The following is an 18,717-nucleotide window of genomic DNA, read 5'->3' as shown; positions in this document are numbered from 1 at the left end:
TTATTTTTTTCCATTAAAAGGTTTGAAAATATTGCGAATAGTCAATACTAAATAACACAGGATTTAAAAATCAAAAGGAGTGGTAAGCAATGGCTAGAAAATCAAGCGGAACATTCGGTAAATTGGTGTTATTAGGAATAGGTGCTTTAATCGGTGCCGCAATGACACAGAAAAAAGAAGGGCAGACTTCAACTCAAGCTGGAAATCTGAAAGACTCTGTTGTAAAAGGACTTGACCGGTTGAACGAGCAGTCCGGCGGCATGGTTGATAAAGTGAAGCCAAGTGTCAACAAAGCGGTAGAGGCTGTGAAAGGCGTTATCGAAAGCCAGCAGCAAATGATGGACAAAGAAAAAGAAGCGTTGGACAAAGCCAATCAGACCTTGAAAGAGGATGTCGGCAGTTCAACAAATAAGACAGGTACAAGTTCAACAGGCACACCAAGTACGACAGGTACGGGTTTAACGGGTACAGGTTTATCTGGATCAGGCATGACAAGCTCTGACAAAACAGGCAGCGGCACTTCGGGAACTGCCGGCGGTACATCCTCTTCAACAAGTGGTTCTGCTTCTTCAGGCACAACTCCAAGCGGCGGCACATTTGGCGGCAGCACGTCTTATAGCGATTCCCTGAAAAAGAATGCAGACGAAGATAAGTCAAAAAATAACTAATTTTTCAGTTAAATGTATATCCTGTCTGAAAAATAAGATAAAATGAATAGAGGGAAGGCTATAGCTCGAAAAAAGAGCCGTAGCTTTTTTTGTTTATATTGGATGCTGCAAAATGATTTAAGGAGGGTATGTATGTTCAAATCGTATAATGTAAAACCGTTTTTTGATGAAATGTTTACAGCACAAGGAACGGCGAAACCCCATTACCGCAAATTCTATGAAAAGCTCCAGCAATTCTCCGAAGAAGAACTGAAAGAAAAGCACGAAACAGCCCAGCTGTCTTTTCTCAGGCAAGGGATTACGTTCACAGTCTATAACAATAACGTCGGAACAGAGCGGACAATGCCTTTCGATTTTGTGCCGATCATTATTTCCCCTGAAGAATGGGATACAATTGAAAAAGGAATGATTCAACGTACAGAAGCCCTAAACCGCTTTTTGGATGATGTCTATCACAGTCAGAAAATCCTCGAAGATGGAATAATCCCCAGAAGACTGATAGAAGAAAATCCCTATTATTATGCTAAACAAGTGCAAGGAATCGATGTGCCTCTGAAAAACCATATATTTTTAGCCGGCATTGATTTGATCCGCGATGAACATGGAACATATCATGTGCTTGAAGACAACCTGCGAAACCCCTCTGGAATGTCATATGTCTACCAGAACCGCTATGTTATGCGGCAAGTCTATCCGGAATTCTTCAACAATCATTCCGTGCATGCCTTGGAGCATCAAATGTCGTATTTGCACGAAGCGATTCTTGATCATGCTCCTAGAACGACGAACGATAAGCCTTTTGCTGTTCTTTTAACCCCTGGAATGTACAATTCCGCTTATTATGACCACGTTTTTTTGGCGCAGCAAATGGGGATTGACCTAGTTGAAGGCCGGGACCTCATTGTCAAAGACCATGTCGTATACATGAAATCGATTCGTGGGCTCAAGCGCGTTGATATTGTCTACCGCCGAATCGACGATGATTTTCTGGACCCGGAAGCTTTCCGCGAAGATTCAGCACTGGGCGTGCCGGGGCTGTTGGACGCTTACCGCCATGGAAACGTCGCCATTTTGAATGGTATTGGCAATGGTGTTGCGGATGACAAGGCGATTTATGCGTATGTTCCAGACATGATCCGCTATTACCTAAACGAAGAACCAATCATCGGCAACGTTAAAACTTATTTGCTTGATAATTTAGAAGAACGGGAATGGGTATTGGAGCATTTGGAAGAACTGGTCGTGAAAAACGTCGGCGCTTCTGGCGGCTATGATATGCTGGTCGGGCCCCATGCATCGAAAGAGCTAATTGAAGAATTCAGGGCTAAAATCATCGAGAGCCCACATCAATACATTGCCCAGCCGACAATCAAATTGTCGCGTGCTCCCGCTTATCAAGGCGAAGACTTTTACCCGTGCCATGTTGATTTGCGCGTCTTCGTCATGAGAGGGAAAAATACGCGCGTCCTTCCAGGAGGATTGTCGAGAGTGGCGCTGAAGCGCGGATCGCTCGTCGTCAACTCCTCGCAGGGCGGCGGCGGAAAAGATACCTGGGTCTACCGGGATAAGGATGACAGGGGGGACCACAATGCTGAGTCGAGTAGCTAATTCTTTATATTGGATGTCCCGAAATGCCGAGCGCGCAGAAAATAACGCCCGGATTTTGGATGTCCAGCTTTTGCAGATGATTGAAGCTTCCGATGAAGAACTGGTCAGAGACAGCGACTGGAAGTTGATTTATGAAATATGTGCTTCAAGTGAAGAGCTCAGCCATATAAAGTCTAAGGAATATTATGAAGAAGACCAGCTGGTTCAATATCTTTCATTTGATGAAGGCAATATGAATTCCGTTGCGAATTGTGTCCGGACGGCCCGCGAAAATGCTCGCGTCAGCCGTGATCATATTACGGATGATTATTGGCAGACATGGAATCGCTGTTATTTGGCTTTGCAGGATGTAGAAGTGGGCCAATGCACGGCCAAAGATGTCGGCAAGTTTTTGGAGCGCGTCAAATTCACTTCGCTGACATCGCAAGGAATTATTGAAGCGGCTATGTCACGTGGAGTCGGCTATCAAATCATCAAAATCGCCAAATGGCTCGAACGCGCTGAAAAAACCGCCCGGATTTTGAATGTCGTCTGTGAGCGGACCTATGAACAGCAGTTGAAAGCCCAGACGGAAGATTATTATTATTGGCTGTCTGCGCTGCGCATGACCAACGCCTATGATGCGTATTTAAAAGCCAATCCGCCAAAAATGGACCCGCGGCACGTGCTCAATTTCCTAATCTCCAATCAAAGCTTCCCGCGCTCAATCCGTTATTGTCTGGATCATGTACGGGCGGCTGTGGAAGAGTTGGAAGATAGCAAGATTTCCCATTATTCGTGGGAGCTTTACGCAAAACTAGACGAAGTGCGGACTAAGTTCAATGAGCTGAATTTGGATGAGTTATCAACTGATGAAATGATGGAGTTCCTAAATCATTTCCAAGACGGCTGCAATGAAATCAGCCAATTATTCTCTAAAACCTATTATTTGATCGAACCTTCTTCAGAACAGTCTGGACAAAGCCAGTCACAGAATGCAACACATCAGATAGGCACGAAGGGAATAACCACTATGAAGTATAAGATTGAGCACACCAATATTTTTCAATACGAGACGATTGTCGACCAAAGCATGAACTCCATCCGCCTCAAGCCAAAATCCGACGAATGCCAGCGCCTGCATGCTTACCGTGCGGATATTACACCTGCCTCACTGACAAAAGAGCATATCGATATTTGGGGCAATAATGTGGAAACCTTTTTCATTGCAGAGCATCACCAAAATCTTGAAGTGAAAGCTACGTCGACTGTCAGCATCCAGAAAAGCCCGTTCATCCACCGCATTGATTATTCACCGGAAATGAACTCCATTTTCCATTCCAACTTATTTGGGGAACAATATTTGGCCTATCTGAGCAACACGGCGTATACGTATCTGACGCCGGAACATATCAGCCAAGTGGACACAGCGCTCGGCGAAATGTCGAATCCGGTCCAGTATTCGATTGACGTTATGAATTACCTGCACGACCGCTTTACGTATGACGGCGAGTCGACGGACGTTTCGACGCGAGCGGAAGAGTCGTTCGATTTGATGAAAGGGGTCTGCCAGGACATCACGCACGTCATGCTGGGAATATTGCGCGCCAAACACATTCCAGCGCGCTACGTCAGCGGCTATTTATACGTCGGCGAAAACTCGGCATTGATCGGCGATGCGGCGAGCCATGCATGGGTTGAAGTGATGGTTCCGGGAATCGGCTGGGTCGGCCTGGACCCGACAAATAATGTAGAAGCGCTTGAGCATCATATTCTTGTCGGGGTTGGGCGCGATTACAATGATGTCAGCCCGGTGCAAGGCGTTTACAGAGGCGGAAGCCAGTCGCTTGACGTCAAAGTATCGGTCAGCTTGCTCGATCAATAAGCACCAAATCAACCAGTGGAGCATTTCCGCTGGTTTTTTATTCATCTACCGGCAAGATAAAACTTAATAATCGCTTAACGTGTGAAAGAATGATATCCGTGCGATAATAAAACAACGTGTATATTTTTGAACGGAGAAGGAGCAATAAATATGACTGAAAAACAATTTACTGATTTTACAATCAGCGAACCAATCTTAAAAGCATTGGATGGGCTGGGCTATAAAAAACCGACAGAGGTGCAAGAAAAGGTTATTCCCGTGGCTTTGGCAAAGACGGATCTAACCGTGAAATCCCAGACGGGGAGCGGGAAAACCGCTTCTTTTGGGATTCCAATCTGTGAATTGATCGACTGGGATGAAAATAAGCCGCAAGCGTTGATCCTGACGCCGACGCGTGAACTGGCTGACCAAGTGAAAGAGGACATTACGAATATCGGCCGCTTCAAACGCATCAAAGCGGCAGCGGTATACGGCAAACAGCCTTTCGCTTTCCAACAGGCTGAATTGAAACAGAAATGCCACGTTGTCGTAGGGACGCCTGGACGAGTTCTGGATCATATTGAGCGCGGAACGATCGACTTGAGCAAAGTCGCTTACCTGGTTCTTGATGAAGCGGATGAAATGTTGAACATGGGCTTTATTGAACAAGTGGAGACGATCATCACGAAGCTTCCGGAACAGCGCACAACAATGTTGTTCTCGGCAACATTGCCTGAAAACGTCGAAAAGCTTCAGCGCAAATACATGACGGATCCTGAACACATCGAAATCGAATCGACGGACACTATAACAGACCGCATCGCCCATTCCTTGATCCGTGTGGAGGAAAAGAGAAAGTTTGCTGTGCTGCGCGATTTGACGATTGTTGAAAATCCGGATAGCTGCATTATTTTCTGCCGTACGAAAGATAATGTCGATTTCGTTATGGAGCAGCTTGAAAAGCATCATTACACATGTGAGAAATTGCATGGCGGCATGCTGCAGGAAGACCGTTTTGCAGTGATGAGCGAATTCAAACGTGGCGAGTTCCGTTATCTTGTTGCTACGGATGTAGCTGCGCGCGGCATCGATATTGACAGCATCACGCATGTCATCAACTACGACATTCCTTTAGAGAAGGAAAGTTATGTACACCGCGCCGGTCGTACAGGGCGTGCAGGCAAGACAGGGAAAGCTATTACGTTCGTGACACCGCACGAAGGCAAATTCCTGGCGGAGATCGAAGCGTATATCGGATTTGAAATTGAAGAGCGCATGGCGCCTTCATCAAGCGAAGTCCATGCCGCAGAGCCAGCCTTCACGGAGAAGCTCGAAACGCAGCCGAAGCTGAAAAAGAACAAGAATGAAGAAGTCAATAAAGACATCATGAAATTGTATTTCAATGGCGGCAAGAAAAAGAAATTGCGCGCATTCGACTTTGTCGGCACGCTGACGAGCATCCCAAGTGTAACGGCTGAAGATATCGGCATCATCAAAATCCAGGATACCGTGACGTATATCGATATTCTCAACGGCAAAGGGCCGATGGTATTGAAAGCGATGAAAGATAAGACGATCAAAGGTAAAACTTTGAAAGTCCATAAAGCGAATAAATAAGGAAAGAATGCCCAATATGGGCTTTCCAGAGTTGCCGGCAATTTGTCGGCAATTCTTTTTTTTGTGTCAAAATCCCGTTTTTCTGGGCAAAACTGTTTCTAGCTGTAACTTATTAATCATAAATGTCATGAAATATAGTCGAAATGTAATGGTATATACGTCTAACTGTTACAGAACTGTAATGTTTACATGTTATTTTATTTGTACTGCAAAAACAAAAAAGGAGCGAATAAATTGAAAAAACTACTCATCGTCTTAAGTTTCGCATTAGTTTTATTTCTTGGAACGTCTCTAGAAAGTTCAGCAGCATCAAATACATACACGGTTAAAAGTGGGGACACTTTATATAAGATTTCTAAAACGCATAAAGTATCAGTCAGCAACCTAAAAACATGGAACAAGCTTAAATCGAATACCATCCATCCGAAACAGAAATTAAAAGTGAAAGGCACTGCAGTGAAAACTGCTGCGAAAGCAAAAACGCCTTCACGTTCAACTTCATCTAACGTTGTAAAAGAATTCACGGTTTCCGCTACAGCATACACGGCGTCATGTGCAGGCTGTTCAGGAATTACGAAGACCGGCATTAACTTGAAGAAGAATCCAGGATTAAAAGTAATCGCTGTAGATCCGAGAATCATCAAACTAGGAACGAAAGTTTATGTTGATGGCTACGGCTACGCAGTTGCAGGCGACATCGGAAGCGCCATCAAAGGCAACAAAATCGACGTCTTCATCCCGACTAAGAGCGCTGCTCTAAAATGGGGACGCAAAAACGTCAAAATCAAAATCCTTAAATAAGATGGGATAAATCAGAATAGAAGTGAAAGCAGCCCTTGAACCCGGAAAAAATGGGATTCAAGGGCTGCTTTTCTTTTTCATGTGATTAAAAACCAAAGAAAGTGCCCCGGCGCATTGGATGCGCCGGGGCATTTCTTCTTATTTGTAGATGTGTACTTTCCCGACTGATCCGTCAGTGCTTTCGCCAGTAACACGGAACTTCAAGCCGGCGCTTGGGACATTGCGCCCTGCGTCATCCATACCCGGGTTGCTGTAGTCAGCGCTGTCATCAAACAGTGGTGTGCGTTGTGTAAAGTTGTCAGTCAAAGTCAAGCCATTGATCGCTCTGTAATCAAGGTACATTTTAGAAGATTTGTTTAAGCTGAAGGCTGCATCATTCAACTGGTAGCGTGACGATCCAACAAAGCCGTCGCTCCAGTAATTCGTTTGCTGGTCAGCGTCAACTACGCCAAGGAAACCTTCACCCGGATGCAACCCAGTCCAGTTGTCCGTGTAGAACGTATCCACATACCAGACAACAAGCCCTTTATCGTAGCTCATCAAGCTAGCTCCGCGGCGGATGTTGGCTAAGCCTTCATCGACGCCGTTATGTGAGCGCCAATCAAGCAAGTAGTATCTTTCTGAGTAAACTTTCCCTTCGTCCTGTGTGAAACCTGCAAGTGTGAAAGCAGGAGTGCCTTCTGCATCGTCAGATACAATTGTCTTGCCGTCTGCCGTGATGACCAGGTCATCCGCGTAGAAGCCAGGGTTGATCGCTGCAACGTCTGTCCAGTAGTTTAGTTCAACTGTAACTTTTTCGCCTGCATAAGCCGATAAGTCAAAGCTTGCATCGACCCAGCCACTTGAAGAGCCGGTGATGCCGTGTCCTGGGTTCTGCTCATGCGGATCTGTATCTGTTGTGATATTTCCTTTGATTGCTTTGCCGTTCACTTTGACAGAAGCATAATCCCAGTCTGTTTCAATGTCATACCAAGCTTTGAAATTCAAAGCGGCTGAAGTGGCGGTTGTCAAATCAACTTCCACTGACATCGAGTTATCCAACTCATCGCCTTTGCCGCTGAAGTATTCTTTCGTGCCGCTGAATGGCGTGTTTACATCCGTCGCTTTTTCCGGCAAGTCGACGCGCACTGTATCGTTGTTTTTGCCTTTCGTGACGTTTTCATCGATCAGCACAGTTGTTCCTGCTGAAGTAATGTCTTTTTCGTTCAATGTAGTCCCTGTCAGCCAGTTGCCGCCATGGCCTGCTTGAAGCATTTCTTTAGCATATGGGCTGAAAGCGGTCGGCTCAGTTCCCGGCACTTTTCCTGCCCAACTGCCGGCTGACATGATGGACCAGTATGCTACTGCTTCGCCAGTACCTGAGTACTGAGTGTCGTATTCATCCGGCAAGCCAAGATCGTGTCCGTACTCGTGTGCAAACACGCCGCCTGCGCCGTCTTCCGGTTCGATTGTATAATCAGAAGCACCCAACAATCCACCGAAACGGTCGCTGTTAGAGTTTCCGCCTGGCACCGCTACTAACCCAAGGCTTGAACGGTGGGACCAGATTGCGTCTCCGGCCAGTTTTCCGCCGCCAGCTTCTTCGCCGACACCGGCATGGACAACCATCAAGTGGTCAATAATGCCGTCCGGCTCGTTGTAGACGCCGTCGCCGTCATAATCATCGCGGTCCCAAGCATCGTATTCTGACAAGTTGATCGATGGGTCTTGACCCGCTTTTGTTAGCGCTTCCATTACAAGCGATCTTGCTCTTCGGTCGCTATCGTCTGGACCAGGGTAGTTGCCGCCGTAATAAGCGGCCGGGTTGTCAGCTGTATACCAGCCAGCGATTTGGCCATCGAATGTATAGCTGCCGCCTGATTGCTGCTCGTAATATTGTTTCATGGATACGAAAGTTTCGCCGTTCGGGCCTTTATAACCGTTGTCGCCAAAAACCATATCTTCGAAATGGGAGGTTGGATAGTCTTCATAGAACATATCACTTTCTTCTGGTGTAATGGAGCCTGTTTTGTAATCCGGGAAGTCGATGGCAAGAACAAGCACTTTGTCTTTACGGACCTCACCGTCGAATGCTTCGTTTTCTACTGGGGATACATTCGCTTTTTTGGTTTGGCCAAGCTTATTGCCTTTTCCGTTTGTCAGGCCTTGACCTTTTGCTTTATCTCTTAATGAATCCTCGTGTTTTTTTGTGAGAGGATTTTGTGCTTCGACTTTTTTGTTGCTTTCAGCTTTTGTTTTCAAGAATTTCTGCAAAGCTTTCTCCGCTTCTTCAGGGCCGGCGTCTTTTGCCAGGCGTCCCTCTTTCTTAAGCATTTCAATCAATCTTTCGTCATTGGCCACGCCCAGATCCGCTGGCGTTCCAGAAACTTCGCTGAAATGGGATAAAGCTTCAGCTGCCTTGGTAGTTGGCGCTGCATAGACATTGCCTGTAGCCAGCGCGCTGAATCCAAGAACTGCAGCTAAAGTCGTGCTCACAAAGATGTTCTTCTTCAAATTCATTCCTCCTCTAATGATATAATTTTCATAACATTTAAAATATAAATGAGAGAAATGGAAAATACTATAAAAAATTTACAAATACTATAAAAAAGAAGAATAGTACCTACTAAAGAATAAAATGTGTGGATATATTAACACTACGATATGTAAAAATTTAGTTAATCGAAATAAGTGCGAGATGGAATTGGAAAAAGGAGATAAACCCTCTAGCCTAATGTTTTGAAATTTTTAATGGGAATACTCGATGCTCCAGATATCGGGTATTTTTTAATTTAGCGAAGCCACAGTTTTTACGGTTGATTTCCTGCCTTGCAGAAAGGCTAAAAAATCTGAAAAATGATAAAATAGAAATATCTTATAGACCGTTTGATTAATCATATCGCTAGTCATTTGGATGTTAAAAATATATAATGTTTGTATAATAAATGTCTAACTATTATAGGGAGTTAGTCTAAAATGGGGGTTAAGCCATGAAAGAGCGGATGATAGTAATAGGCGCAGGCCCAGGCGGTTTGGCAGCGGCAATGCTGCTGGCAAGCAAAGGCTATAAAGTGGATGTCTACGAGAAACAAGATCGAGTAGGTGGGCGCAATGCAGAATTGCGTCTAGGCGATTTTAAATTTGATACTGGCCCGACGTTCTTAAGTATGATTCACATTGTGGAAGAGCTGTTTGAAGCATCTGGACGCCAATTGAAGGATTATATGGAAGCAATTGAACTGGATCCGATGTATGAGCTGCGCTTTGAAGATCAAAACCTGATTATGACACGCGATTACGAACAAATGAGAAAACAAATTGATGAAAATTTCAAAGGCGATGGCGAAGGCTATGTCCGTTTTATGAAAGACAACGCAAAAAAATTGGAGGCGCTGACGCCGTTGCTGCAATCGCGCATGGACAAGTTGATCCATATGATGCAGCCCAATGTCATCAAAGCGCTGCCTCAACTGGAGGTCAATAAAACTTTATACGATGTCCTGTCCCGCTATTTTAAAGATGAGCGCTTGAAGATGGCTTTTGCATTTCAGTCCAAATACCTCGGGATGTCGCCATGGGAATGTCCGGGTGCATTTTCCATCCTTTCCTATATGGAGCATGCATACGGCATTTTCCATCCGATCGGCGGCGTCAACCAACTTTCACAGGCAATGGCCAAAGTGGTTGAAGAGTTGGGTGGCACTATTCATTTAGGAAAAGGTGTTAAAAAATTAACCATTGAAAACCGTGCTGTAAAAGGTGTCGAACTGGAGGACGGCTCTGTCGAATTGGCAGATGAAGTCGTCATCAACGGTGATTTCGCACACGTCATGACACACCTTGTAGAACCGGGCATTTTGAAGAAATACAGTCCGCAAAAATTGGAGAAGAAAAAATATTCTTGTTCGACGTTTATGATGTATCTTGGGCTGGATAAAAAATATGACCTTTCCCACCACACCATCATCTTTTCGAAAGACTATAAAAAGAATGTCGAGGAAATCACGAATACGCGCATGCTTTCGGCAGATCCCTCTATTTACGTCCAGAACGCCAGTGTAACCGACCCAACGTTGGCGCCTGAAGGCAAGTCGACGCTTTATATCCTGGCACCGGTGCCGAATAATTTCAGCGATATCGGATGGGAGCAAGAAAAAGGGGCATTCCGCGAACTGGTATTGGATATCATCGAAGAAAAAACAGGCTTTAAAGGGCTCCGCGACCATATTGAAGAAGAGCAGCTGCTGACGCCATTCGATTGGGAGCATGAGTATTCCGTTTACAAAGGTGCAACGTTCAATCTGGGACATCAATTGTCGCAGATGATGATTTTCCGTCCCCATAATAAATTCGAAGAACTGGACAATTGCTGGCTGGTAGGAGGCGGAACACATCCAGGAAGCGGCTTGCCGACAATTCTGGAATCTGCCCGCATTACAGCGAATGGCATTTTTGAGCAATACGGAAAATCACCTGTTCCGACATCGCCTTTGCCGGCATTGGAGGGCTTTTCATGAAAATTGCCATTATCGGAGGCGGCGTCGGCGGTTTGATGGGAGCACTTTTCTTAACCCGCCAAGGCTTCGATGTTACCATCTTTGAAAAAGAGCAGAAATTGGGAGGCCGTTTAACGTTCGTGGAACGCGACGGCTTCCGGATCGACGAAGGGCCAACAATTGTCCTGCTGCCGGAAATGTTCCGTAAACTGCTGGGGGAAGCAGGAATCAGCGATGACCAATATGAACTGCTCCTCTGCGATCCGCTTTATACAATCCGTTACCCCGACGGCAAAGTGTACACCAAATATCCGGATATCGAACGCCAAGCCGCGGAAGTGGAGCGGGTGTTTCCCGGGGAACAGGAAGGCTTCTTGAAATTTATGGCAGAAGGCAGAGAGCGCTTTGAAATTGGAAGCTCCGCCTTTTTGGAACATTCCTTTGTTAAAAAAAGCGACTTCTGGACTCCTGGGAATGTGAAAAAGCTGCTGAAGCTGAAGCCGCAGCAATCTGTGAAAAAATTAATGGCCAATTATTTTAAAGATGAGAGGCTTCAATTGGCATATACACTGCAGGCGCTGTATATCGGGGGAGACCCGTTCAATGCGCCTGCAATGTATTCTTTAGTGCCTTTCAGCGAGCATGAACATGGCGTGCATTATTTGAAAGGCGGCTACGGCAGTTTGATCCCGCTTCTTGAAAAAGAACTCCGGAAGCGCCCGAATGCTGAGATACATACCGGCTGCCCAGTAGAAAACATCGTCGTTGAGGACGATGTGGTCAAAGGAATTGAAACAAAAGAAGGATTTCAGGCTTTTGACGGCGTAATTTATAATGGAGACTTTCCTTCGATTACATCTGTCCTGCCTGGCCAGAAAGTGAAGGAATTTCTTCCTTCTTCCGGTTGCGTACTGTTGTACTTCGGGCTCGACAAAATCTATGAAGATGTTAATGTCCATCAGTTTTTCATTGGGAACAGTTATGAAAACCATATGAAAAATGTCTTTAGCGATAAGAAACTTCCTGAAGACCCTGCGTTCTATACCTTCCATCCTTCCAAAGTGGATCGTTCACTTGCTCCGGAAGGGAAAGGCGTCCTTTACATGTTGGTGCCTGTTCCTGCCGGCTCAACGGTCGATTGGGCTTCGGAAGCAGAATGGATCGATCAAATCATAGAACGCGCGGAGCATTTATCTTTTCCCGGGTTAAAGGCGGCGATAGAGTGGATGGAAATCCGTACGCCGACAGAAGCTGAAGCGTTCGGCTTGTTCAAAGGCGGCAGCTTCGGCATTGGGCCGACGCTGTTCCAATCAGGGGTTTTCCGTCCGCAGGTCAAGCCGTATAAAACCCAGGGCTTGTTCGCAGTGGGAGCGTCCGTGCATCCGGGCGGTGGAATCCCGATTGTCATGCAAGGAGCGAAACTCATGGCCGAGCAAGTCCAAAGTGAGTTCACGAGTGAAGGGAGCGGTCCACGATGGAAGTAAGACAAGCTTACGATTATTGTGAAAAAGTCATTGCTGCCAATTCCAAGAGTTTTTACAAAACCTTTTCTTTATTGCCAAAGGAAAAACGGAAAGCGGTTTGGGCAGTTTATGCATTTTGCCGTCTCGCTGATGATATTGTTGATGAAGGGGATAACCCCGTTGAAGAACTTGCAAAGTTTGAACAGGAGTTTCAGCAATTCTTGAAAGGCCAGCACAACCCGGAAAATCCGATGTGGGTGGCGCTGGCCGATGTGTTCCAAACCTTCGATATGGATGCAGACGCATTTTCCTGTTTGCTGAGAGGCCAAGCAATGGACTTGTCTTTCAGCCGCTACGAAACAGTTGAAGACCTGCTGGACTATTGCTACCATGTGGCAAGCAGCGTTGGGCTGATGCTGCTTCCGATTCTTGCGCCAGGCAAAACGGCTGTGCTGAAAGAAGGCGCGGTTTCCCTGGGCTACGCGATGCAGCTCACCAATATTTTGCGGGATGTCGGAGAAGATTTGAAAATTGGCCGAATTTATTTGCCGAATGAAGTTTTGCATAAATACAGTCTTGCCGATGCCGATCTGCATAATGGGCAGGTCAGCGGGGAGTTTGTCGAAGTTTGGGAAGATCTTGCCAAGCAAGCTGAACATTTTTATGAGCAGGCATTTGAAACCATCCATGAATACCCGCTGTCCTCGCGCATCGCTGTAAAAGGGGCGGGCCTTGTATACCGTGAAATTTTGTCGGCAATCCGCGACAAGCGCTATAATGTGTTCACAGAGAAACACTTCGTATCAGATGAATCCAAACAGGCCATCATAGCTTACTTATAAACCAAAAGGCTTCAGCGCAAAACGGTGCTGAAGCCTTTTATTTGTGCTGCTTGATGATGCGGTTTGCCAAATTCTGTCCACCCATTGTAACAATCGGGGAGCCGCCGCCGGGATGCGTGCTGCCGCTTATGAAATATAAATTGGAGATATCCGGGCTTGCATTTGCAGGCCGCAGGAAGGCATTCGCTTTGCGATGGGAAGAAGGGCCATACAAGGCGCCGCGCCACGAGCCAAACGTTTCCTTTATAAAAGAAGGAGTGAACACTTTTTCCACGGCGAGGCGGCTGCGGATTTCCACGCTGTAGCTTTCCAGAAAATCATAAATTCGTTCTTTGTATTGCTCAGGATCGATCTGCAGCTGCCCTTCTTTTGTCAGGGCAGGTGCGTTGACTAAAATAAACAAATTGCTGCCATCCGGAGATACGGTAGGATCGGTGAAAGAGGAGTTACTAATATAGACCGTCGGTTCGTCGCTGTATTGCTGGTGATCAAACAAATCGGCAAATTCCTGTCGGTAATCTCCGGAGAAAAATACATTATGATGCTTGAGTTCCGGCACATGTCCTCTCAGCCCTGCGGTTATAACGAATGCTGAGATAGAAGGTTCGAAACTTGCTGCTTTCGCATCGGGAAAAGAAGGGCGCAGCTTTTCATCCACCAATTCGGGATAAGCACTCAAGAGATCACCATTTAAAATGACCAGATCCGCCTCGACTTTCTCTCCGCCTGCCAGCTCTACACCGCTGACGCTGCCGTTATTGACCAGTATCCGCTCTATGCTTGTTCCGGTCTGCAGCACAGCCCCGTTCTTTCTGGCAACAGCCGCAAAAGCTTCCGCAATGCGGACATTTCCGCCTTTCGTATAATAGACGCCTTCTACCAGTTCGAGATATGCAATCATCGCAAAAGTGGCAGGCGCTTTATAAGGTGAAGATCCGATATAAGTTGCGTAGCGGCCAAGAGCCTGCAGCAAGTTCGGGTTTGAAAAATAACGCTTGAAAAAATGATCTAAGGTTTCTGCCGGCCGTGCCTGCAGCAAAGCGCTGCCGAGAGAAGGAGAAAGGTAATCGCGCCAGGATTGGAACGTTGCGGGGAAGAAATAGCGTTCGGATAATCTGTAAAGGCGGCTGATTTCCTTCAGGAATTTCGGGTAATTGGCAGCGTCGCCTATCGACGAACGAGCAATTTCGGCAGCCATCTTTTCCGGGTCTGAAGAAAACTCAATTGTGGAGCCATCCCGAAAATAGTTGCGGGTATGGGATCGGAGCGGCAGAAGTTCGAAATAATCTTCTGCCCGCTCGCCGGTCTGCTCAATGATTCCTTTGAATACATGCGGCATCGTGATTGTATTCGGTCCAAAGTCAAACGTATAGCTGCCCAAAGAAACCGGCATCAATTTGCCGCCGAGATGGTCGTTCTGTTCGAATAAATGCACTTGGAATCCGGCATGTGCCAAAGTGACAGCTGAAGAAAGTCCGCCAAGTCCGCCACCGATAATAATCACTTTTTTCATGAATACTGCCTGCCTTTCCAGGAATACGGTTTTTTGCGCCATGCTTTCCACATTGAGTGAAGCAGTACGGCAATCATTGCGGCCGCCTGCGCAGGCATTAAGAACGCCAGCTGCCAATGCTGGCGGGTCATGAGCAGCACATAAAGCTGCTGCATTACAGTCAAGACATAAGGGACGGCATAAAGCGGCTTTGCAAAAAACAGCCCATATAATAGTAAAAACAGAGGAGCTACGTAAAATGCTCCATAGAAAAGGCTCAAGCCTGCAGCCATCAAAGGCGATCGGCCGATGCCTGCATAGCTGTTTTTCAGAAAGCCCTCCCATACGTCATGGTTTGTGTCGTACATGCGGCAGCGCACAGAGCGAGTAATGTTGGCGAGCAGCATTTTCTTTCCTGATGCCTTCATCAGCCTGGCGATGTGGACATCTTCCACAAGAGAGTCCGAAACTGCTGCATGGCCGCCGATTGTTTCGTATGCTTTGCGTTCGAACATCATCCACATGCCGTTTGCTGCTGTGGTGGACGGGATATTCGTCCGGTTGGCCACTGCCAGCGGAAGATGGAAAAACACAACGAAATGTTGCATCGGCACCAATAACTTGCTTAAAAAAGGCGGCACATCGAACGCTGGAAAACCGGACAATAACTTCGCATTTTTTTGCTGCATCAACGACAATGCTTGCCCGAACGCCTCCGGGACAAAGCGGATATCGGCATCAATGAACAGCAGGTATTCGCCTTGGGCGTGCTGCTGCAATTGGTGGCAGGCATGGACTTTTCCAACCCAGCCTGTCGGTAGTTCCCGACCTTGTAAAAGGGTGAAACGGCTGTCGCCGGCAGTCAGCTGGGAAAGAATCTCACCGGTCCGGTCTGTCGATTGATCGTTTAAGATGATGAATTCCATATTCGGATAATCCGCAGCTTTCAGGCAGGCTACCAAAGTCGCAGCATTATGCTCTTCATTGCGCATCGGGATCAGTACAGAAATGGCCGGTCCTGCAGAAAAGTTTGCCTTGGCTGGCAGCGCAGGGAGGAAAAAGCTGTTAAAAATGGTCCACAGCAAAAAAAACGAAAGTACGCTGATGAACAATAGCATAGCTATTTCCCCCTTTTCAATAAGTCTTCAAATGCGGCAGTGTCTTCTGCCACCACAAATCTCTTCAACTCATCAAGCTGTTGCGTTGAAAGCTGTTCGATTTCCGCTGTCTGCTTTTTACGGCTGTTTCCTGCAAGATCATTCAGGCGGAACGCCGGACCCTGCAGTATCCACACTTCCGGCTTTTGGACATGGCGGAATGAATAATAGAAGCTCAACGGAACGACCGGGATGTCCGGACAGCGTTCCATCAAATAGGTGATTCCGGCACTGAAGCCCAGCGGCCGTTTTTCCTGATGGAACTCGTCGCCTTGCGGAAACAGCACAACAGATTTGCCGTTTTGCAGCAGCTTTTCTGCGTATTGCAGCGAGGCGAGAATATCTTTCGGTTTTGCGCGGTTGATGGAAAATGCACCGAGAAAACGGAAAAAGCTGTATTGAACCAACCCTTTTTCGTCCATCATCATATGGATGTTATGCTTCCACACAGTGCGGTTCAGGAAAAAGAACAAGAGCCCGTCCCACCATGAACTGTGGTTGGCGATAAAGATTACAGGATTTGCCGGCGGCTTTTGCATGCCACGGCCGAGAAGGGCGGAAAAAAATCGGCGAAGAAGCGGATTCAAATACAATTCAAATCCTTTATCGAATAAATAAATTTTTTTCGCGGGAATCATGCAGGCCTCCTTCTCCATGCCCACGCCGTGAATCCGGCTGCAAGGGTGGTGGTCAGCAATGCGGCAAGCCACAAGCCGCCCAAGGCGCCAAGCAGCACGAACATAGCTGTGATTAATATGTATAAGAGGACCATCCGTTTTTCGAGAATGGAAGCGCGGGTTTGGAGGCCCTGCCGTTTCATCAGCCAGTCAATGAGCAAGTGAAGGACGAAAGCGACGGTAAACCATCCGGTGAAATTGGTCCACGGGATACCGTAATAGATGCCTGTGTCTTGCCAAATCCAATATTCTTTCAAAAGGAAAGCTACGGGGTCGATAATCAAGTCGATGATGACGGCGCCTATAGCTCCGGCAAAGGCATATAAAATCCCCCCGGAAGGCACTATCCACCGTGCAAGCACGTGGGTGGTCGCCATGACCATCAGCCAGGCGAAGCCGATAGCAATAGGCACTCCAAACAGGTTGGGCGCGAAGCTTTTTGTGTAATCGTAAGAGCCGAAAAGGAAGTCAGTACCTGCGCCAGCCCCCTCCACGATAAACGTAAACAGGAAGATGAAAATGCCCAACGAAATGCCGGCTGTTTTTCCGAACAGGTGATAAAAATAAAGAAAACCAAGTGTTCCGGCAAGCATCAGGAAAAATGCATTCGCCCATTCCAGCCACCAAGGCAATAAATCAAAACTCAACAGCACTATGCCAATGCTGTACCATACGATAAACAGCCAGAAAATTCGATCTTGCCACTTCACATTCATCCACTCCGATACTAATATTATACAATTATTATACAATACTTATGTTTTATTTCATGTCCTGGCGTTTTTATCGTATTGCTTCCTCTTTCTAATTCGTGTCTCCGAAAGGAAATCCTTTTAATTCAAAAAACATGAAAAATTCAGGTTTACAGTTTAAGTTGGAAGGGAATTTTTCAATAAGATGCAATTGAGCGAAGTATTTCCTGCAAAAAAACTTCTGTTTTAAACCGAATTTTTCGACTCCGCCTCCTGCAAGCCTCCCTTTGCAGGCCGATCTATACACCGCGCATTTAAAAAATACATAATAACTGCATAAAAAACACCTTAAATTGAGTAAAAGGTTCAAACATAGAATAAATATAAATAAATGGCTTCAGGGAATATTCAGTAAAGTATTGCAGGATTCCCTGCAAGGTAGTATACTTTTTATAGGTATTTGAGTAAGTTCTTGTGTTGGAGGCGGTTGGCATGCAGGAAATACTGCGTAAAGTTTCGGGATCTTATAAAGATTTCAGCTCTGGCCAAAAAAAAGTGGGAGATTTATTTGTTAAAGAACCCATTTTCCTGGCATTTTCATCAGCTCTTGAAGTAGGGAGACGGGTGAACGTCAGTGAATCAACGGTGATTCGCTGGACGCAGAAGCTTGGTTACAAAGGATATGCTGAATTTCAGCAGGTGATTCAACGGAAATTGGCGGAAGAAAGGCTGGTACAGGCGGAACAGGAAATACTGGAACCGGAAGTGGATCAATCTTTTTTGGAGAATTTGCTGGATGCGGATATTTTGAGCATCGTAAAGCTCAAGCAATCCATTGATGAAGAAAAGCTGCTTCAAGTAGTCGATATGATCAGTTCCGCAAAACACATTTACGTCACCAGCAATTTTTTCGATTTCGGGCTGGCGCATTGGTTTTCAGGCTGGCTGGACATGTCGCTCGGCCAAACGGAAATGATCGTTTCTTCCGAAGGGCGATATTACAGCCAATTATCGAAGGTCAAGGAAGGCGACATTTTAATTGCCTTTGCGTTTCCGCGCTATACTCGAGCATTGATCGAAACACTCGGCACAGCGAAAAAGCGGGGCGCACAAGTGATTGTGCTGACCGATGCCAGTGATTCACCTGCTGGCGAATACGCGGATATTTTGCTGCCGGTTGCGTTGAATTCCAATTTGAACATCGATTCCTACACAGCTGTCCACGCTTTGCTGACTTCCATCATGCGCTTCGTTTATGTAAAGGAGCATGCGAAAGTGAAGGGGAATTTGATAAAAGTAGAAGAGGTATACAAAGAGAAAGACATATTTTTATAAAAAGGACGCTCAACTTACTGGCAAGTCCCGAAACGCTGCGGCGCTTT

Annotated in this window: 14 protein-coding genes; 9 read left to right on the top strand and 5 right to left on the bottom strand. The window is 46.3% G+C overall.

Going from position 1 to position 18,717, the window contains the following annotated elements:
- Positions 1 to 89 precede the first annotated feature (89 nt).
- The 5 genes from AC4EHJ_RS09045 to AC4EHJ_RS09025 all read left to right on the top strand — a co-directional run bounded on the left by AC4EHJ_RS09045 (position 90) and on the right by AC4EHJ_RS09025 (position 6,537).
- Positions 90 to 668: a hypothetical protein gene (locus AC4EHJ_RS09045; RefSeq protein WP_490975232.1), complete on the top strand. Its 579-nt coding sequence runs from the start codon at positions 90 to 92 to the stop codon at positions 666 to 668.
- 132 nt (positions 669 to 800) lie between these two features.
- Positions 801 to 2,276, top strand: coding sequence for a circularly permuted type 2 ATP-grasp protein (locus AC4EHJ_RS09040; RefSeq protein ID WP_490975231.1), 1,476 nt, complete (start codon positions 801 to 803; stop codon positions 2,274 to 2,276).
- On the top strand, positions 2,257 to 4,140 hold the full coding sequence (locus tag AC4EHJ_RS09035) for an alpha-E domain-containing protein (protein ID WP_490975230.1): 1,884 nt from the start codon (positions 2,257 to 2,259) through the stop codon (positions 4,138 to 4,140). Before AC4EHJ_RS09040 ends, AC4EHJ_RS09035 begins: the two co-directional genes overlap by 20 nt.
- A gap of 150 nt (positions 4,141 to 4,290) precedes the next feature.
- Entirely contained in the window at positions 4,291 to 5,736 is a 1,446-nt protein-coding gene (locus tag AC4EHJ_RS09030) for a DEAD/DEAH box helicase (RefSeq protein ID WP_490975229.1), read from the top strand.
- A gap of 234 nt (positions 5,737 to 5,970) precedes the next feature.
- Positions 5,971 to 6,537, top strand: coding sequence for a 3D domain-containing protein (locus tag AC4EHJ_RS09025; protein WP_490975228.1), 567 nt, complete (start codon positions 5,971 to 5,973; stop codon positions 6,535 to 6,537).
- 138 nt (positions 6,538 to 6,675) lie between these two features.
- On the opposite strand, the gene AC4EHJ_RS09020 is transcribed toward AC4EHJ_RS09025, so the two are convergent.
- Positions 6,676 to 9,036: an immune inhibitor A domain-containing protein gene (locus tag AC4EHJ_RS09020; RefSeq protein WP_490975227.1), complete on the bottom strand. Its 2,361-nt coding sequence runs from the start codon at positions 9,034 to 9,036 to the stop codon at positions 6,676 to 6,678.
- Positions 9,037 to 9,506: 470 nt separating this feature from the next.
- Between AC4EHJ_RS09020 and AC4EHJ_RS09015 the strand changes: the two genes are divergently transcribed.
- Genes AC4EHJ_RS09015 through AC4EHJ_RS09005 form a run of 3 tightly spaced genes read left to right on the top strand, consistent with a single transcriptional unit; the run spans position 9,507 to position 13,317 of the window.
- Positions 9,507 to 11,033, top strand: coding sequence for a phytoene desaturase family protein (locus AC4EHJ_RS09015; protein ID WP_490975226.1), 1,527 nt, complete (start codon positions 9,507 to 9,509; stop codon positions 11,031 to 11,033).
- Complete coding sequence (locus AC4EHJ_RS09010) at positions 11,030 to 12,496, top strand: phytoene desaturase family protein (RefSeq protein WP_490975225.1); 1,467 nt, start codon at positions 11,030 to 11,032, stop codon at positions 12,494 to 12,496. The genes AC4EHJ_RS09015 and AC4EHJ_RS09010 overlap by 4 nt, the downstream gene beginning before the upstream one ends.
- The gene (locus tag AC4EHJ_RS09005; RefSeq protein WP_490975224.1) at positions 12,487 to 13,317 is read left to right on the top strand and encodes a phytoene/squalene synthase family protein; all 831 of its coding nucleotides are present in this window, start codon (positions 12,487 to 12,489) and stop codon (positions 13,315 to 13,317) included. The genes AC4EHJ_RS09010 and AC4EHJ_RS09005 overlap by 10 nt, the downstream gene beginning before the upstream one ends.
- 37 nt (positions 13,318 to 13,354) lie before the next feature.
- Here the strand turns inward: AC4EHJ_RS09005 and AC4EHJ_RS09000 are convergent, their stop codons facing one another.
- The 4 genes from AC4EHJ_RS09000 to AC4EHJ_RS08985 are packed head-to-tail and all read right to left on the bottom strand — an operon-like array spanning position 13,355 to position 17,359.
- Positions 13,355 to 14,830 carry a phytoene desaturase family protein gene (locus tag AC4EHJ_RS09000; protein WP_490975223.1) on the bottom strand — a complete coding sequence of 492 codons (1,476 nt, stop codon included), beginning with the start codon at positions 14,828 to 14,830 and terminating at the stop codon, positions 13,355 to 13,357.
- Positions 14,827 to 15,927: a glycosyltransferase family 2 protein gene (locus AC4EHJ_RS08995; protein WP_490975222.1), complete on the bottom strand. Its 1,101-nt coding sequence runs from the start codon at positions 15,925 to 15,927 to the stop codon at positions 14,827 to 14,829. Before AC4EHJ_RS08995 ends, AC4EHJ_RS09000 begins: the two co-directional genes overlap by 4 nt.
- A gap of 2 nt (positions 15,928 to 15,929) precedes the next feature.
- Positions 15,930 to 16,604, bottom strand: coding sequence for a lysophospholipid acyltransferase family protein (locus AC4EHJ_RS08990; RefSeq protein WP_490975221.1), 675 nt, complete (start codon positions 16,602 to 16,604; stop codon positions 15,930 to 15,932).
- Positions 16,601 to 17,359, bottom strand: a complete 759-nt coding sequence (locus tag AC4EHJ_RS08985) for a carotenoid biosynthesis protein (protein WP_490975220.1) — start codon at positions 17,357 to 17,359, stop codon at positions 16,601 to 16,603. Before AC4EHJ_RS08985 ends, AC4EHJ_RS08990 begins: the two co-directional genes overlap by 4 nt.
- Before the next feature lie 468 nt (positions 17,360 to 17,827).
- Between AC4EHJ_RS08985 and AC4EHJ_RS08980 the strand changes: the two genes are divergently transcribed.
- The gene (locus AC4EHJ_RS08980) at positions 17,828 to 18,670 is read left to right on the top strand and encodes a MurR/RpiR family transcriptional regulator (RefSeq protein ID WP_490975219.1); all 843 of its coding nucleotides are present in this window, start codon (positions 17,828 to 17,830) and stop codon (positions 18,668 to 18,670) included.
- Positions 18,671 to 18,717: the final 47 nt, after the last annotated feature.

It is taken from the genome of Planococcus sp. TJ-301, assembly GCF_058268475.1.
Note: the sequence above shows the minus strand (reverse complement) of the source record. Positions and strands in the feature narration are given on the sequence as shown.

Bases quoted from the DNA above. Each gene is read 5' to 3' on its own strand.
- AC4EHJ_RS09030 (WP_490975229.1), top strand. From the start codon at position 4,291: ATGACTGAAAAACAATTTACTGATTTTACAATCAGCGAACCAATCTTA.
- AC4EHJ_RS09000 (WP_490975223.1), bottom strand. From the start codon at position 14,830: ATGAAAAAAGTGATTATTATCGGTGGCGGACTTGGCGGACTTTCTTCA.
- AC4EHJ_RS09020 (WP_490975227.1), bottom strand. From the start codon at position 9,036: ATGAATTTGAAGAAGAACATCTTTGTGAGCACGACTTTAGCTGCAGTT.
- AC4EHJ_RS08990 (WP_490975221.1), bottom strand. From the start codon at position 16,604: ATGATTCCCGCGAAAAAAATTTATTTATTCGATAAAGGATTTGAATTG.
- AC4EHJ_RS09015 (WP_490975226.1), top strand. From the start codon at position 9,507: ATGAAAGAGCGGATGATAGTAATAGGCGCAGGCCCAGGCGGTTTGGCA.
- AC4EHJ_RS08995 (WP_490975222.1), bottom strand. From the start codon at position 15,927: ATGCTATTGTTCATCAGCGTACTTTCGTTTTTTTTGCTGTGGACCATT.
- AC4EHJ_RS08980 (WP_490975219.1), top strand. From the start codon at position 17,828: ATGCAGGAAATACTGCGTAAAGTTTCGGGATCTTATAAAGATTTCAGC.
- AC4EHJ_RS09010 (WP_490975225.1), top strand. From the start codon at position 11,030: ATGAAAATTGCCATTATCGGAGGCGGCGTCGGCGGTTTGATGGGAGCA.
- AC4EHJ_RS09045 (WP_490975232.1), top strand. From the start codon at position 90: ATGGCTAGAAAATCAAGCGGAACATTCGGTAAATTGGTGTTATTAGGA.
- AC4EHJ_RS09005 (WP_490975224.1), top strand. From the start codon at position 12,487: ATGGAAGTAAGACAAGCTTACGATTATTGTGAAAAAGTCATTGCTGCC.
- AC4EHJ_RS09040 (WP_490975231.1), top strand. From the start codon at position 801: ATGTTCAAATCGTATAATGTAAAACCGTTTTTTGATGAAATGTTTACA.
- AC4EHJ_RS09035 (WP_490975230.1), top strand. From the start codon at position 2,257: ATGCTGAGTCGAGTAGCTAATTCTTTATATTGGATGTCCCGAAATGCC.
- AC4EHJ_RS08985 (WP_490975220.1), bottom strand. From the start codon at position 17,359: ATGAATGTGAAGTGGCAAGATCGAATTTTCTGGCTGTTTATCGTATGG.